This window comes from Tautonia plasticadhaerens, from assembly GCF_007752535.1.
Lineage (GTDB): Bacteria > Planctomycetota > Planctomycetia > Isosphaerales > Isosphaeraceae > Tautonia > Tautonia plasticadhaerens.
In genome coordinates this window covers 1350219-1366281 of record NZ_CP036426.1, presented here as the reverse complement: position 1 = coordinate 1366281, position 16063 = coordinate 1350219, and the positions used below count along the sequence as shown (strand labels likewise).

Below are 16063 nucleotides of genomic sequence, written 5' to 3'. Positions count from 1 at the left end.
TCCCACCGAGGTCCCCATGAACCGTCGCGAATGGCTCCGGGCCACCACCGCCTCGGCCTCGCTGCCCCTCCTGACTTGGGAGCCGGCCGAGGCCGAGGCCCCTCCGATGGTCATGACCGTGCTCGGCCCGATCAACCCGGCCGACCTGGGCACGACGCTCCCCCACGAGCACATCATCCTCGACACCGCCAATCCGGCGATCGTGTCGCCTGAGCGATACGACGAAGAGGAGGTGGTCGACGTCGTCCTCCCCCACCTGGAGGTCATCCGGGGGCTCGGCTGTGACGCACTCTGCGACTGCACGCCGGCATACCTCGGCCGCGACCCATCCCTGCTGGCCAGGCTGTCCCAGGCGACCGGCCTCCACATCCTCACGAACACCGGGTATTACAACGCCGCAGGCGGCAAGCATCTTCCCGACCACGCCCGCGACGAGTCGGCCGAACGACTGGCCGAACGATGGGCCGAGGAATGGGAACGCGGGATCGCCGGATCGGGGATCAAGCCGGGATTCATCAAGATTGGTGTGGATGCCGGCCCCCTCCCGGGACTCAGCCGGAAGCTCGTGCGGGCCACCGCGAGGACGCACCTCCGGACCGGCCTGGTGATCGCGTGCCACTGCGGTGACGGTCGAGCCGCGAGGGAGGGCATCGAAATCCTTCGGGCCGAAGGGGTCGACCCCTCGGCGTTCATCTGGGTCCACGCCCAGAACGAAAAGGACGCCGACCTCCACGCCGAGGCGGCCGGCCTCGGTGCCTGGATCGAGTTCGACGCCATCGGGCCGTCGAGCATCGAGGAACACGTCTCGTTCGTCCGACGGATGAAGGATCGCGGACAACTGGGTCGAGTCCTGCTGTCCCACGACGCGGGCTGGTATCAGGTCGGCGAGCCGGGAGGAGGACCGTTCCGGCCCTACGACACCCTCTTCGAACAGTTCCTGCCCGCCTTGCAAGACGCCGGCTTCTCGGAGGGCGAGCGAACACGTCTGACGGTCTCCAATCCGGCCGAGGCTTTCTCCATTCGGGTCCGCCCGGCACGCTGACCCTGCCGGATTGGTCAATCATCCAGGCCGATCGCCGAGAGGATCAGGTCACGGATGCCGGTCATCGCCACGGCCCGTTCGGGGGGGGGGCGGGGCCGTCGCCGATGAGGACGGGACGGTCGTCGTCCGACTCGCTCGGGCACCCGTGGCTTCCCCGCACGATCGACGGATCGAGCGGGATCAGATCCATCAACGTCCGGAAGCCGAGCTTCTTCTGGATGAGCCGTCGCATGGCCCTGATCTTGGGGGCGGTGAGACTGGGGTCGAAGAACAGCTCGCAGGGGTCGTAGCCGGGCTTGCGGTGGATGTCCACGGTCCGGGCGTAGTCGGGCGCCTGGGCGTCGTCGAGCCAGAACGGATAGGCGAACCAGGCATCGGAAGCGGCCCGGAGGACGATCTCCCCGGAACGGGAGTGGTCGAGCCCGATCTCCGCCCGCTCCTCGCCGATGAACGCCCGATCGACCCCGGGCAACGCGACGAGCAGGTCCCGGACCTCGCGGAGATCCTCGGCCCGTTGGACGTAGACGTGTGCATGTTGGTGGTCGCAGACGGCGAACGCCCGGCCCTGGAAGGTCTCCAGTTGGTCCCCGTACGGCCCGGGGCGGACGGCCAGCATCCCGGCGTCGCGGAGGGCCCGGTTCGGCAGCACCGGCCGAACCACGTCACTGTGGCCGTACTCGCCGAAGACCCAGACCCGGGCGCCGACGGCCTTCGCGGCGTCGAGCAGCGGGGCCGCCGCCTCGTCCAGCTCGCCGACGAGCCGGGCCATGTCGCAGCCGGAGGGGCCGAGCCGCTGCGGCTCGTAGTCGAGGTGGGGCAGGTAGACCAGCGTCAGATCCGGCCGATCGGCCGAGAGCACCTCGGCGGCACATCGGGCAATCCATCGGGTCGCGGGCAGCCCCGCCATCGGGCCCCAGAACGAGGGGAAGGGGAACGGGCCGATCAATCGCTCCAGCCGGGCGGGCAACTCGGGGGGCGATCCCCAGATGCCGAACACCTTGCCGCCGTCGGCGCCATAGAGGGGCTTCGGCGTCACGCTCAGGTCGACCTCGGCCCCCTGGTTGTACCACCAGAACAGCTTGGCCACCCGGAGCGATCGGCCCCGATCGGCCGCCCGACGTCGGGCCGTCTCGTACAGCGGCTCGGACTGGATCAGGGCGTTCGACTGCTGCCAGAAGCGGATCTCCCTCGTGTCCCGGAACAGCCAACCGTTGCCGACGATGCCGTGATCGCGGGGAGGGCGGCCGGTCAGCAGCGTCGCCTGGGCCGAGCAGGTGACGGCGGGCTCGCAGTCGAGCACGGGACGGCTCCACCCCCGCCCGGCCAGCGCCGAGAGACGCGGGGCCATCGGCAAGAGCGTGCGGGTCAGGCCCACCGCGCTGACCAGGACGATCGGGGCGGTCGAGGACTCGGGCACGATCGGCGGACTCCTGGCGGCTCGGTCGAACACGGTCAGGCCGACATGATACCGAGGCACGACGCCCCGGGAAACGAAACGGCCCGCCTGCCCGTCCCGGAGTCTCGGGCGGGCAGGCGGGCCAGGTCGTCGATCCATCCCGATCGCGACGGCGTCAGGCCGTTGCGGTCTGGGGGAGGTCCTTCTTGGCGAGCGATCGCCGCCAGATGGCGCCGAAGCTCAACGAGCTGACGACCAGGGCGGAGAGCAGGACCGCCCCCTGGTTGCCGCCCTCGGCGAAGCCGTAGCTGTGCAGCCCGACGCCGAGCAGGAAATTGACGCCGTACCAGGCCATCAACACGGAATTGAAGCAGAGGACCGCTGCCATCGTCATCCCGAAGCTGTTGATCCAGCCGGCGAACCGGCCGTGTAGCGGGATCAGGTACACGAGCAGGGTGATCAGCGCCGAGACCTCCTTGGGATCCCAGCCCCAGAAGCGGCCCCAGGAGTAGTCGGCCCAGACCCCGCCGAGGATCGTGCCGGCGGCGACCAGCAGCACGCCGACCTGCAACGCCCGGTACACGAAGCTGGCGACCGGCTTGACCTGCTCGGCCCTCTCCCGCATGGCCCGCACTCGGGGGGAATCGCCCGTGCCGCCTCGGCCCTCGGCGATCCGGGCCTTGATCTCGGCGATGCTCGGCCGGGCGATCGTCGCCGTGCCTCCCCCGGCGGAGGAGGCCGAGTCGGCCGTCGCGGAGGCCGCGCCGTCGGGCGTCACCTCGGCCGACTGCTCAACCGGGCCGAGCTGGTTCCTCAACGTCAGCCGGGCGAGGAACTCGCCGAGCAGGCCGCTGACGACCATCACGAACACGGCGATCCCCGCCGAGGCGAGCGCCCAGCCCCCGAAGAACAAGAGGTCGCTGGCGGTCATCCCCAGTCCCCAGAGCCGGATCAGCTCGGTCGTGCCCGAGACCCCGGCGTTGTAGGAGCCGTAGATGCCCACCGCCCCCAGGCCGGCGAGCACCGGCACCGCCGCCAGCGGCCGGGCCAGTTCGTTCACGCCCACGTCCCGTCGATACGGGGCCGTCAGGTAGAACCAGGTCCCGATCAGGCCCAGGCCCAGGGCCAGGGCGAAGGCCGCATAGCTGGAGACGATCGTGATGACGTGGATCGTCAGCCAGTAGTTGCTGCGGAGGATCGGGTTGAGCGCCTCGATATTCGGGTTGAGCACGCTCTGGGCGTTGGCGGCGATGATCGTGCAGAACATCGCCACGCCCGCCGCCGCCGCCGCCGGGTAGACGCGACGGTAGACCGCCTCCAGCGTCAAGCCGATCACCGCGGCGATCAGGGCGACCCAGATCACCGTCTCGTAGAGGTTGGTCACCGGGGCCCAGCCCGAGATCAGGATCCGCAGCGCGAACCCATAGACCTCCAGCCCGATACCGCCGACGAGCCCGAGCAGCCCGAGGCCGTAGAGCACCTTTCGGATCATCCCCGAGGCCCCGCCGCCGATCGTGCCGATCATCAGGCAGAGCCCGAGCAGGGCGAAGCCGAGGCCGTAGTAGGTGGGGGCCTTGTAGAAGGGGGCGAAGGTGTTGTAGTGGACCTCGCGATCGACCTCGGTCACGCTCGGGTATCGGTTGACCCCGTCGGCTAGCGCTCGGGCCGAGGAGACGACCGCCTCGGCCTGGGCCTCGATCAGCGAGCCGGGTTCTTCGACCTCGGCCGCTTGGGCCTCTGCGAGGGCGTCCCGGAAGGCGACCACCCGGTCGCGGTCGTAGCCGGCCTCGGCCAGCTCGTCGGCGTCGGCGTCGAGGATCAGTCCCATCGGCGCCCAGTCGGCGTCGGAGGCGAGCCAGGTGATCAGCTGCTCGTCGGCATCCGCGTCGGCGCCGGGCATCTTGCGGTCGTCGGCCTGGAGTTCGCTGTAGAACTCGGCCAGCGTGGCCAGGGCGTCGCGCTCGACCGGGTTGAAGTCGGCCCCGGGCACGTCGGCGAGGATGGCGACGAACTGGTCGAGCGGGTATTCCTGACCCCCGGGCGTCTCCAGCTGGATCAGCTTCACGTCCCGCATGTCTCGCTTGACGCGGTCGATCCGCGGGAGGTTGAGCGTCTCCTTGTTCTCCTCGACGAACGCGTCGTACTTCTCCCGGGTCGCCCCCAGGTATTCGACGTACCGCTCATTGGCGGGCCGGGGGATCATGCGGTCGACCTCAACCTCGGCGCCGAGCATCCCCGAGCCGTGGTCGCCCCGGATGGCCTGATACCGGGTCAGGCGGTTGAAGACCTCGCCGAACTTCTTCTCCAGCGGGGTCTGGGCCGGGGGGACGCCCGTGGCCGGGTCTCGCCGGGACCTCATGGCGACGTCCATGTACCATTGCCGGAGCGTCACCTGGCGGCCGCCGACACGTACGTTGGACTCCTCCAACTCCCTCGGCGTGAGGAATTTCTCGTGGCCGTCGATGCGATGGGCCATCGCCTCGACCTGATCCTGGAGCCGGTCGGGGAGGCCGGGGTCCCGGGCGATCCCCTTCAACTCGTCGGCGGAGACGAGGGCGTCGGGGCCGTCGGCCTGCTCATGACGGTCGAGGATGGACCGGGACGTCGACCTGAGATCCTCGGACACCTCGGGGTCGGCGGCGATCGCCCCCAGGAGCGACTCGATCGGGCCGGAGAGCAGCATCCGGCGGAGCGGGAGGTATTCGGCGAGGATGAACCGCTGGTCGTCCCAGTAGTCCGGGGCGTTCTTCCAGCTGAACAGGGCGGCGACGGGGCCCCACGCGGGCCCTTCCTCGCCGTCGGGGCCGATCGGGGAGAAGGCCTGTCGGCCGGTGATGGCCTTCACCTCCTGCCGGGCGACGGTGTCGTACGGCTTGGGTCGTCCCTCGTGCATGAGGACGGCCCGGGAGAGGGCCCGGTAGGCCGACTCCTCGGGGCCGGGCGGGGTGGTCTTCGCCTCGGAGTCGGCCCGGGACCGGCCCGGGGCCGCCAGGGCCGCCAGGGCCATCGCCAGGCCGATGCCGAACCTCGCGGATACGCGGAGGGTGCTCATGGTCCGGTCGCCTTTCTTCGGTGAGGAGCGCGGGTCCGTCGCCCCGGGGCGAGGGGGCCGCCGAGGGCGGCGCGGCTGCCGAGGGGGGGGAGGGTCGGCCGGGGCCGCTCGAGACGATCCCGGGGGGGTGATCACATCACGGTTCGTCCTGGCCCGCGGGAGGGGCTCCCAGGTCCGGGGACTCTCCCCGCTTGCGGGCCTCTCGCTCGCGTTCGAGCCGGCCGCCGTCGGTGAACAGCCCGGCCCTCATGTAGAACTGGAGGAAGGTGCCGATGACCACCAGCAGGCACCCGCCGTAGATGATCTGCCAGGTGGGGTCGTAGCGCACCTGGAACACCGACACGAATTCGCCGCTCGCATCGGTCGGCGGGTTGAAGCTCGACTGGTAGAAGGTGTATCCCCGGTGCGAGAGCGGCTCGTTCATCGAGATGGTGACCTTCTCCCCCTCGATCCCCTGCTCCTCATCGTAGAGGAGCACGTCGCTCTCGTAGTGGCTCGGCTGTCGGGTTCCGGGATCGAACCGACGGCGGAAGTCGATGAGCCGAAGCGAGAACGGCAAGTCGCCCCGATCCACGTCGTAGGAGATGGTGTAGATCTCATCGCCGAGCGGGAACGTCTCGATGGCCCTCGCGTTGGGGGCGAGGGTGGTCGTGGTCGAGAGCCGGACCCAGCGCTCCTCGCTCTTCCCCCGACGGGTCAGCTTCACCCGGGCCGCCGGGATGCCCTGCCCGGCCTGATTGACGGGCAGTTCCTGATACACATAGGTGAATTTGGGGACCGCCGAGTCGTGGAATTCGTCGACCGAGAAGGCCGCCTGCATCGCCCGGTTCTCGCCGCCGAAGGCGTCGACCTTCTCTCGGAGCTCCAGCTCCCCCTGGTTCTGGATCCCCTCGGCGTTGACCGTGCGGAAGAACAGCTGGTCGTCCCCGACGCCGAGCACCTCGACCGAGCCCTTGAGTCCCTGCATCCCGGCGTCGAACTCCAGGGGCCGATAGTAGGAAATCCGCACCAGGGTCCCGGCCGGCTCGTAGAGGCCGGGGCGGTCGGTCGCCGTGAAACTCATCGGCGGCAGGGCGGCGTTGGGGATCGGCACGGCCCAGTGGATGACCTCCGGGCCGTCGGACCTCCTGACCGAGAACTCGGCCAGGGGCATCTGCTCGTCCTTCGTGTTCTCGACGATCGCCAGCAGGAAGCTGCCCAGCGTGATCGGCCTGGGGGGGGCCTCGCCTCCCCTCGGCTTGACGTCGAACCGGGTCGAGCGGAGGCGGTCGAAGATCCCCTCGTCGTTGAGCGCGCCCGAGAGGTTGTAGGTCGCCGTCAGGTCGCTGTCGGTCAGCGTGGCGGTACGCCCCTGGACGGTCGAGCCGTCGGGCATGGACCAGGTCTCGTTGGCGGGGAAAAAGACGGCGGTCCGGGTCCGGCCCTTGCTGTCTTCATAATGGAGTCGGGCCGACTCGACCGTCCCCTTCTCGGGGAGGCCGAGGAAGTCGTTGGCCGCCTCCTTGCCCCGGATCCCGCCGGGGACGTGCTGGAAGACCAACCGCGCGGGGCCGATCGACGTGACCGACCGCTTGAACAGCTCGTCCGCGGCAATCCACCGGCGATCGTCCTCGATGAACGGATCCTCCAGCGGGTCCATCGGGCTGAGCGCGTTCGGCGGGGTCAGTTCCATCGCGATCTTGATCATCGGGTTGCCGCCGAAGGGCACCTCCTCGACGATCCGCTTCCCCCGGGACGAGGGCAGGAAGGCGGTGACCTCGAGCTGGAACTCGTCCCCCGGCCGGGTCAAGGTCTCGGTCCGTTCCCGGGGCCACTCCCTCGGGCCGGGGAAGAACGGGAAGGAGTAGGATTCCCCCGACATCTCGGCGGAAAGCCGGCCCAGCCGGTCCCGGAATTCCGCCGGCACGGCCGGGTGCGACGCGAGGCCCCGGAGGGCGGACGGCGAAGGAGCCCCGCCCTCGACCGCCGACACGATGCGATCCTGCAGGTCGTGGATCGCGGCATCCTGGGGATCGCCTGCCTGGTGATCCTCGCCGTGCTCATGCCCGCCGGCGACCTCGGCGAAGAGTTCGCGGAGGGTCGCATCGGCCTCACCGACGGCGGCCGAATCGACCGCCCGGACCCGCAGGGCGTAGTCGTTCATGCGGACGAGCGAGGCGGATGTGTCCCCCTCGGCCATCGCCACCTGCCCCTCGTCGCCGGCCTGGAAGCTGAACCAGGAGCCGACGAGCACCACGATCAGGCCGGCGTGAGTGACGACGAACCCCGTCTGGCGCCTCTTCCAGGGGAACCGGATCGTCGCGGCGCAGAGGATGTTGATCCCCAGCACCGCCAGCAGGAGGCCGAACCACCAGGTCCGGTAGAAATACTGCTGCAAGGCGGCGTTGCCGTAGTTCCGCTCGTAGATCATGCCGATGAACAGAACGATCACCAGCGTCGAGAGGCTGAGGACCGCCAGTTTCAGCGACGCGAGGAACCGGTAGGCCGCGTTGAAGGCCCGCAGGATCGGCCCCTCGTCGGCGCGATCCTCTCCGTCCCGACGGCTTCCCGAGGGCTTCGGGTTCGGGGACGACGGCTTCTTGGAGACGGTTGCCATGATCTCGTCACCTGGCTCTCGGTGCCTGGCTCGGCGGGTGGGCGCACGACGTTCGGCGGGCGAAACGAGGGGGGGCGGTCGAGGCGGGATCGATCGGGCGGGTCGTCGTCGCTCCGGCGCTCGCCGGGTCCTCGGGCGGGGCGGACCGGCCCGGGCCCGATGTCCCCATTCTCTACGACGGCGAGCCCGTCGTCGTTCGCGCGAACCGGCGATCGGAGCGTAACCCGATCCTATCGGATCTCCCCCCGGCCAGCAATCAGCTTTCCCGGCCGCGACCGCCGGTTTTCCAACAAGTGTTCGACCGTTTGGCGTCGGGTCCGCCTAGGCGAACTCGGCCACTGAGGCCATAATCGGCGATCCGATGGCGTCGGGCGTCGAGGAGGGGGCCGGGTTGAGTCGCTCGGAGACGGCGAAGATCGTTCGGGTCGGGGTGGTCGGCCTGGGCCGGGCCTGGGCCGACCGCTATCGGTCGCCGATGACTCGCCCCGGCGTCGGGGCCCGGGTGGTCGCGGTCTGCGACCCGGTCGTCCACCGCTCCGAGGCGGAGGCGGATCGGCTCCGATGCGACGCGGTCGAGGGGGTCACCGCGTTGATCGACCGGCCGGACGTGGATGCGGTCCTGGTGCTCGACGACCCCTGGTTCGGCGCCTGGCCCCTCGGGGCGGCGTTGGACCGGGACAAGCCGGTCTTCTGCGCCTTCGGCCCGAGGGCGGCGCTGGATGAACTGGCCCGGAGGCCGTCGTCCCGGGCGGGGACGCCGGTCATGATCGAGCTGCCTCGCCGCTTCTCGGCCGAGACGCTGAGGCTCCGGGAGCTGCTGGCCACCGAACTCGGCCCGGCCCGCCGGGCCCGGGCCCGGGCCCGGGCCCGGGGACCTTCGGCCGACCCGGAGGTCTCCGACCTGGCGATCGGGATGGTCGACTGGTGCGGCTCCCTGTTCCAGGACGGGCCGGGCCCCGCGCGACTCTCCCGGAAAGTCGACCGGGACGGCCAGGCCCTCCGCGTCGTCGAGCTCCAATCCCCCGGAGGGGCCAGCAGTCGCCTGACGCTCGTCGCCGGGGGCGGGGATCGGCCCTCGGCGAGCCTGGCCGTCGAGGCCGATCGGGGGTGGGCCCGGATCGACTCGCGGGGGCGGCTCCGCTGGTCCGACGGCTCGAGGGAGGTCGAGGAGTCCCTCCCCGACGGCCCGCCGACCGAGTTGATGATCGACCACTTCCTCCGCCTGGTCCGAGGCGAGCAGTCGCTGGCCCCGGGGCCGGAGGAACTCGCCAGGCTGGACGCGGGCGGCCTCACCTTCGAGCTGTGACCCCGAGGAGGGGTGGGCCCCCTCCGGGCACGGATGCTCCCCCGAGGATGGACCCGGTATGGACGCCGACCCGATCTCGAACCCCGCCCCCCCCCCGGATCGGTGGCGACGGCTCTGGCCGATCGCCGTGCTGGTGTCATGGGCGCTCGGCCTCGCCCTGATGGTCGACTCGGCCGCTCGCAGCTCGGCGACCTACGACGAGGTGGCCTACCTCCGGCTGGCCGCCGAGTGGTGGCGGACCGGCCAGCAAGAGACGATCGGCCGGATGGGGTCGCCGATGACCTTCCTGAAGCTCCAGCAGGCGACCACGTTCTGGATCCTCGACCGCCTCGGGCGGGGCCACCTCCTCGACGACCCGATCGCCCACCAGGCGACCCTGCTGCCCATCGTCCGGGTCGGCGCCCTCTGGCTCTGGGCGACCGCCCTGGCGATCACCTCGATCTGGGCCCGGAGGGCGTACGGCCCCCGCGCCTCGGCGATGGCCGCCCTGCTCTTCGCGGTCAGCCCGAACCTGCTGGCGCACGGCGGGTTGATCACCATGGAATTGCCGCTGCTCGCCTGCTGGACGGCGTCGAGCCTGCTGTTCGCCCGGTTCCTGGAGACGGGCCGTCGGGGGGCGTTCCTCGGCGCCTCGGCGGCGGCGGGCCTGGCCTTCTCCTGCAAGTTCACCGCCGTCGTGCTGCCGCCGATCCTCGCGCTCGCCTGGCTGACCGACCGCCTGCTCCGGGGGGATCGCCGCCCCCTGGGGCTGGTCGTCCGGGTCTCCTCGGGGATGGCCGCCTTCGGCCTCGTGATGGTGGCGACGAACCTCCTCGTCACCGGGATGGAGACGATGACCCCCTCGGCCCGGGTCGGCGAGTCCCATCCGGCCCTGGTCGGCCGCTTCGGCCCGACGATCGACGGCCTGCTCGCCTCGGCCGCCGAGTCGGACTGGCCGCAGGACTGGGTGGCCTTCGCGATCCAGGCGATCCACCAGCGCTCCGGAGGCCCGAGCTACCTGCTCGGCGAGCGTCGGACGGAGGGCTGGTGGTACTACTACCTCGTCGCGATGGCGGTGAAGGTCCCGGTCGCCTTCTGGCTGCTGGCCGGGGGGCGGGCGGCGATCGGCCTCCGGTCGCTCCGGGACCGGGGATGGCGGCGGCCTTCGAGCGATGAGGTGCTGATGGCGACGACGATCGTCGCGATGCTGGCCCTGACCGCCCTCGGCTCCCGTCGGAACTTCGGCCTGCGCTATCTGCTGCCGGTCGCCCCGATGGCGATCGTCTGGGTCTCCCGGCTCGCCGAGGGGCCGAGGGCGGCCCGGGTGCTCTCGGCGATCGGCCTGATCGGGATGGCGTCGGCCGTGGCGGGCGTCCACCCCCATGAGCTGTCGTACTTCAACGCCCTGGCGGGCGGGCCCCGGGGCGGCCGCCGGGTGCTGGCCGACTCGAACCTCGATTGGGGCCAGGGGGCACGGGAGCTGGCCCGGCTCCAGCGAGCCGAGCCGGGCTATCGGGATCTGACCCTCTACTACTTCGGCGACACCGACCCGGGCCACTACGGCGTGTCGGGCACCCGACTGGTGGTCGACGCCGGGGCCGACCATCCCGGGCTGCCCGGCCGCTTCTCGGCCCGGACGCGGTTCGTCGCCGTCTCGGCCTCGCTGCAACACGGCCCCTGGGGCCCGGAGGGCTACTTCGATGCCCTGGTCGGGGTCGCCCCCGTCCGGCTGACCGACGACGGCACGATCGCCATCTATCGCGCCGACCGGGTCTTCGGGCCGGGGACCGGGGGGTCAGAACAGGTCTCGACCCCGGGAGAGGCGATCCTCGAGCCCGTCGGCCAGCTCGGCGATCCGGCGGACGATCGCGGGGGCATCGGCCTCGAAGGCGGCCTCCGGGGTCAGGTTGCGGATGACGACGTAGTACTCCTCCCCCCGGAGGACCTTGATGGCGAAGTGCCCCTCGACGGTCACGGCGTTGAGCTTCAGCAGGTCCCTCCCGTCCCGCTGGTTGGCCGTGCCGCAGACCGAGACGAGCGAGATGATCGGCCGGTCGTCCCGGTCGGTGCCGACGTAGCCGACGTAGACCGCCTGGCGGCGATCCGGCGGCATCGGCACCACCAGCCGGTAGCCGTGCCCGGCCGGATGGGCCTCATATTCGGCCTGGGAGACGAACTCCCGGATCACCCGGGACGTATCGGGGTCGGCCGGGTCGGGGATCTCGTACGGCCCCAGCGCCTCCTGGGCGGCCTCGGCGTCGGGCTCGACGGCCCCGAGCGGGAGCCCGCAACTGTCGCAAAATCGGGCCGAGGAGTGGTTCTCCCCCGTGCATCGGGCGCAGGTGATCGAGGAGAATGGCATGGCGGGACGGCCTCCGAGGGTCGGCGCCTCCTCCGGATCGATGGGGAGTCGCCGACCACCAGGATAGCCCCGCCCCGGGGGGCTGAACACCCCGGGGCGCCCGCCGCCCGACACCGGATCGGCGCGGGCTTTGCATGCGGCATGGATCCCCTTCCACCCGGAACGGATCGGCGGCGGCCGACCGCTCGTCCCCGGGATCCGGATCCGGTCCAGCGGAGGTGAGCGAGGAGATGGCGTCGGCGTCCTGTCGCAAATGCGGTCGCAACCTGGACTTTTCCGGGGATCGTCCGAGGTTCTGCGCCTATTGCGGCCAGCCGCTCGACGGCAGCGCCCTGGAGGCGACGATCGAGTACTCCCCCGCCCCCGAGGCCGGGCTGACCGTCGTCGGCCCGTCGATCGGCCCCGGGGCGTCCATCCCCGACCGGCTGGCCGGCTACCGCCTCGTCCGTCGGATCGGCGACGGGGGCATGGGGGCCGTCTTCGAGGCCGAGGACGAGGTCCACGGCCGGAAGGTCGCCGTCAAGGTCCTCTCCGACCGGATCGGCGCCGGCCGGGAGTCGATCGACCGCTTCCGCCAGGAAGGGCGACTGGCCGCCACCATCAGCCACCCTCGATGCGTCTTCGTGCTGGCGGCCGACGAGGTCGACGGCCGGCCCTATATCGTCATGGAGCTGATGACCGGCCAGACCCTCCAGGGGCTGGTCGACTCGGTCGGGCCGCTGCCGGTCGAGGAGGCCGTCCTCCGCATCCTCGACGTGATCGACGGCCTGATCGCCGCCCACCGCCTCGGGGTGATCCATCGGGACGTGAAGCCCTCGAATTGCTTCCTGGAGGCCGACGGGCGGGTCAAGGTCGGCGACTTCGGCCTCTCGAAATCGCTGGCCGCCGACACCAGCCTGACCCGGACCGGCTCGTTCATCGGCACGCCGCTCTACGCCTCGGCCGAGCAGGTCAAGGGAGAGCCGGTCGACGAGCGGACCGACATCTACTCGGTCGCCGCCACCCTGCACTTCCTGCTGACCGGGCATCCCCCCTTCGAGGCCAAGGACGCCACCGCGGCCCTGGCCCGGATCGTCTCCGAGGCCCCTCGGCCGCTCCGGGAACGACGGCCCGACGCCCCCGCCGGGCTCGAATCGGCCGTCCTCCGCGGCCTGGAGCGTGACCGAGACCGCCGCTGGAGGAGCCTCTCCGAGTTCCGGGACGCCCTGCTCCCCTTCGCCCCGCACCCGATCCCCGACGCCGGCCTCGCCCCCCGGGTCGCCGCCTTCGCCGTCGACGCCGCCTGCATCGGCCTGCTCTGGGCCGCCCTCCACCTGCTGGCCTTCCGCCCGCTGCTGGGGGAGCTCTGGGGGATGATGCTGTCCGACCTCGTCTCCTGGGTCGCCTACTTCGGCCCGCTGGAAGGGCTGCTCGGCGCCGCGGTCGGCAAGCGACTGCTCCGGCTCCGCGTCTTCCGGGACGACCGGAGGGCCGAGCCCGGGATCCCCCTGGCCTCGGTCCGGGCCCTGGCGTTCTACGGCATCGCCCTGCTGCCCTGGAGTCTGGTGACGACGATCATGGAGCAGATCTGGGGAGACCGGATCCTGGATTGGGGGCGCGAGTCGCTCGGCTTCGCCCTGGCCAACGTCCTGCTCCCGGCCCTCGGCCTGGCGATCGTCCTCGGGCCGATGCGGAGGCGGAACGGCTATCGGGGCATGCACGAATTCCTCAGCCGGACCCGGACCGTCCGGCTCCCCCGGGCCGCCCGACGTCGGGAACCCTCGGCCCGACGCCGGTCGGCCCGGGACAGCAGCATCATCCGGCGCCCCCCCGGGGTGCTCGACCACGTCGGCCCCTACCGGATCCGGGGCGCCGTGCGCTGGGAGTCCGGCCGTCGGGTCCTGGCCGCGGAGGACTCCGGGCTCGGCCGGGAGGTCTGGGTCGTGATGTCCGCCGACCGCTCCGAACAACCCGACACCGCCCGTCGGGAGCTGAACCGGCCGACCCGCTCGCGCTGGATTTCCGGCGGGGAGACCCCCGAGGGGCGATGGGACGCCTACACCGCCCCCGCCGGGGCCCCGATCGCCGACGTGGCCGGGCCGGAGGGCCTGCCCTGGTCGGAGGCCCGCCCGATCCTCTCCGAACTGGCCGAGGAGCTTTCCTCCTCGATGGCCGACGGCACCCTGCCGGCCTCCCTGGACCCGGAGCAGGTCTGGGTCGAGCCGGACGGATCCGTCCAACTCGTCGACCCGCTCGGCGGGCCGGCCCCCCGGGCCGGGCACCCCCCCGATCAACCCAGGGTCGACGGCGACCGACGGTCCCTGACGCTGCTGGCGAGGGTGGCCGCCCTGGCCCTCGAAGGGGGACGCCGCCGGTCGTCCGACGCCACCTCCGCCATCCGGGCCCCGGTCCCCGCCCAGGCCCGGGAGTTGCTGGACCGGCTCGCCGGCCCGGGTCCCCGGTACGACCGCCTCGTCGAGGCCCGGGACCGGCTCCGGGGGCTGGCCTCCGAGCCCGACGAGCTGACCTTCATGGCCCGGGTCAACCGCCTCTCCACCTTCGTGGCCTCGATCCCCCTCAGGCTGGCGGGCACGACGCTGCTGCTGGGGATGATCCACGCCGCCGGGTTCGGCGAGCGGATGCACGACGCCTCGGGGATCTCCCAGGCCCGAGTCGAGGCGATCCAGTTCGCGTGCCTCTCCCTGATCCTCTGGCCGGCGATGGCGGCCGTCTCCCGATGCCGGTGGACCTCCAGCTTCCTGGGGGCCGTGCTCGTCCGGGACGACGGCATGCCCCCGTCCCGCCCGCACTGCGCCGTGCGGGAACTGGTCATCTGGGCGCCCCTCATGGGGCTCGGGCTCGTCGCCATCTTCGTGCGCACCGGGGCGGCCTGGGGGACCCCGGCCTGGCTCCTCTGGGCGGTCTGGGCCCTCCCGGGTACCTGGGTGCTGATCGACATGGCCCATGAGCTCGCCTTCCCCGGCCGGATGCTGCACGACCGCCTTGCCCGGACCCGGCTGGTGCCGCGTTGATGGCCCCGGCCGGGTCGCCCGACCGCCGGGACGGCCCGAGCGCCCCGAGGCCCCCCCGCCCCCGGCCCCCTCGACCGAGGTCCCCCGGGATGGACCCACCGCCGGGATGCGGCCCCGGCCCGTCAGTGAGGCCGGACCATGACCCGAATCCGACAGGCGATCGCGTTCGGCCGGCCGATCGGCCGGCGATCGCGGAAGAAACGCTCGCTGAAGGCCCGCCTGCTCAAGGCGCTGACGAGCTGGAATCGTCACCAGGTCTCCCGGATCGTCGGCATGACGCTGCTGATCTGGGTGCTGGGCGCCGTCGGCCTGCTCGCGGTCGAGGGGAAGACCAACCCGGACTTCGCCAGTTTCCCCGAGGCGCTCTGGAGCGTCTGGATCCTCCTGTTCAGCGGCCCGGACGAGCCCCCGGGGACCTGGGCCGGCCGCCTGATCGTCATGCTCCTGCAAGGGGTCGGGGTCGGCCTGGTCGGGCTGTTCACCGCCAGCGTCGCCTCGATCCTCATCGAGCGTTACTTGCGGAGGAGGGAAGTGGACTCAACGGCAATGGATAATCACATCGTCCTGTGCAATTGGGCGACCCGCGGGTCCGAGCTGATCCGGCAGGTCCACAGCCGGATCGTCACCGACTGGCGACCGATCGTCATCATCCACGACCAGCCCGACGAGATCGAGCTGCCCGACAAGGCCGACGAGACGGCCTTCACCGACGTCTACATCGTCAAGGGAGACCCGACCAGCGAGGTGGCCCTCCGCCGCGCCGGCGTGGCCCGGGCCTATTCGGTCGTCGTCCTCGTCGACTCGAGGGAGGGCAAGCACGCCGACGGCAAGACGATCCTCACCTGCGTCTCGATCCGCAACATCTGCAAGGGGGACGACCAGCCGAACGTCGTGGCCGAGTGCCTCAACCCGGGGAACCGGATCCACCTGCGCAAGGCCGGGGCCGACGAGGTCGTCTCGGCCCACGACATCGGGCTGAGGCTGCTGGCCCGGGCCTCGCTCTTCCACGGCATGATCCGGGTCTATCAGGAGCTGCTGACGGTCCGCAAGGACAACAACGAGCTCTACGTCGTGCCCGTCCCCGAGGCCCTCGTCGGCAAGGGGTTCGAGGAGCTCTCCGTCCTGTTCGCCCGGACCGCCAGGGGGGACCCGAGGGGTTGCGTCCTGATCGGCGTCCAGCGCGAGGAGGAGATGATGATCAACCCCATCGGCGAGGAGGCGGGGCCGACCCGGGCCGACGACCTGCTCGTGGTCCTCAGCCGCAAGCACCCGAAGCTCGAAGACCTGTTCCCCGCCTGATCCGGGCGGCGACGGCCGGC

The 16063-nt window shown here is 71.4% G+C and carries 8 protein-coding genes; 5 read left to right on the top strand and 3 right to left on the bottom strand.

The features are described 5' to 3' along the window. Positions 1–16: 16 nt before the first annotated feature. Positions 17–1042 carry a phosphotriesterase family protein gene (locus ElP_RS05150; RefSeq protein ID WP_145267613.1) on the top strand — a complete coding sequence of 342 codons (1026 nt, stop codon included), beginning with the start codon at positions 17–19 and terminating at the stop codon, positions 1040–1042. A gap of 61 nt (positions 1043–1103) precedes the next feature. On the opposite strand, the gene ElP_RS05145 is transcribed toward ElP_RS05150, so the two are convergent. The 3 genes from ElP_RS05145 to ElP_RS05135 all read right to left on the bottom strand — a co-directional run bounded on the left by ElP_RS05145 (position 1104) and on the right by ElP_RS05135 (position 8086). Continuing rightward, entirely contained in the window at positions 1104–2459 is a 1356-nt protein-coding gene (locus ElP_RS05145) for an alkaline phosphatase family protein (RefSeq protein WP_145267612.1), read from the bottom strand. Between the two features lie 154 nt (positions 2460–2613). Further along, the gene (locus ElP_RS05140) at positions 2614–5490 is read right to left on the bottom strand and encodes a cytochrome c biogenesis protein (RefSeq protein WP_145267611.1); all 2877 of its coding nucleotides are present in this window, start codon (positions 5488–5490) and stop codon (positions 2614–2616) included. A 136-nt stretch (positions 5491–5626) separates the two neighbouring features. Next, positions 5627–8086: a cytochrome c biogenesis protein ResB gene (locus ElP_RS05135; RefSeq protein ID WP_145267610.1), complete on the bottom strand. Its 2460-nt coding sequence runs from the start codon at positions 8084–8086 to the stop codon at positions 5627–5629. A gap of 391 nt (positions 8087–8477) precedes the next feature. On the opposite strand from ElP_RS05135, the gene ElP_RS05130 reads away from it, so the two are divergent. The 4 genes from ElP_RS05130 to ElP_RS05115 all read left to right on the top strand — a co-directional run bounded on the left by ElP_RS05130 (position 8478) and on the right by ElP_RS05115 (position 16043). Then, positions 8478–9392 carry a Gfo/Idh/MocA family oxidoreductase gene (locus ElP_RS05130; RefSeq protein WP_197446731.1) on the top strand — a complete coding sequence of 305 codons (915 nt, stop codon included), beginning with the start codon at positions 8478–8480 and terminating at the stop codon, positions 9390–9392. A gap of 58 nt (positions 9393–9450) precedes the next feature. Then, on the top strand, positions 9451–11955 hold the full coding sequence (locus tag ElP_RS05125) for a glycosyltransferase family 39 protein (protein WP_145267608.1): 2505 nt from the start codon (positions 9451–9453) through the stop codon (positions 11953–11955). 8 nt (positions 11956–11963) lie between these two features. Then, positions 11964–14744, top strand: coding sequence for a protein kinase domain-containing protein (locus tag ElP_RS05120; RefSeq protein WP_197446730.1), 2781 nt, complete (start codon positions 11964–11966; stop codon positions 14742–14744). A 138-nt stretch (positions 14745–14882) separates the two neighbouring features. Next, complete coding sequence (locus ElP_RS05115; protein WP_145267606.1) at positions 14883–16043, top strand: potassium channel family protein; 1161 nt, start codon at positions 14883–14885, stop codon at positions 16041–16043. The last annotated feature ends 20 nt before the right edge of the window (positions 16044–16063 follow it).

Bases quoted from the DNA above. Each gene is read 5' to 3' on its own strand.
- ElP_RS05140 (WP_145267611.1), bottom strand. From the start codon at position 5,490: ATGAGCACCCTCCGCGTATCCGCGAGGTTCGGCATCGGCCTGGCGATG.
- ElP_RS05150 (WP_145267613.1), top strand. From the start codon at position 17: ATGAACCGTCGCGAATGGCTCCGGGCCACCACCGCCTCGGCCTCGCTG.
- ElP_RS05135 (WP_145267610.1), bottom strand. From the start codon at position 8,086: ATGGCAACCGTCTCCAAGAAGCCGTCGTCCCCGAACCCGAAGCCCTCG.
- ElP_RS05115 (WP_145267606.1), top strand. From the start codon at position 14,883: ATGACCCGAATCCGACAGGCGATCGCGTTCGGCCGGCCGATCGGCCGG.
- ElP_RS05125 (WP_145267608.1), top strand. From the start codon at position 9,451: ATGGACGCCGACCCGATCTCGAACCCCGCCCCCCCCCCGGATCGGTGG.
- ElP_RS05120 (WP_197446730.1), top strand. From the start codon at position 11,964: ATGGCGTCGGCGTCCTGTCGCAAATGCGGTCGCAACCTGGACTTTTCC.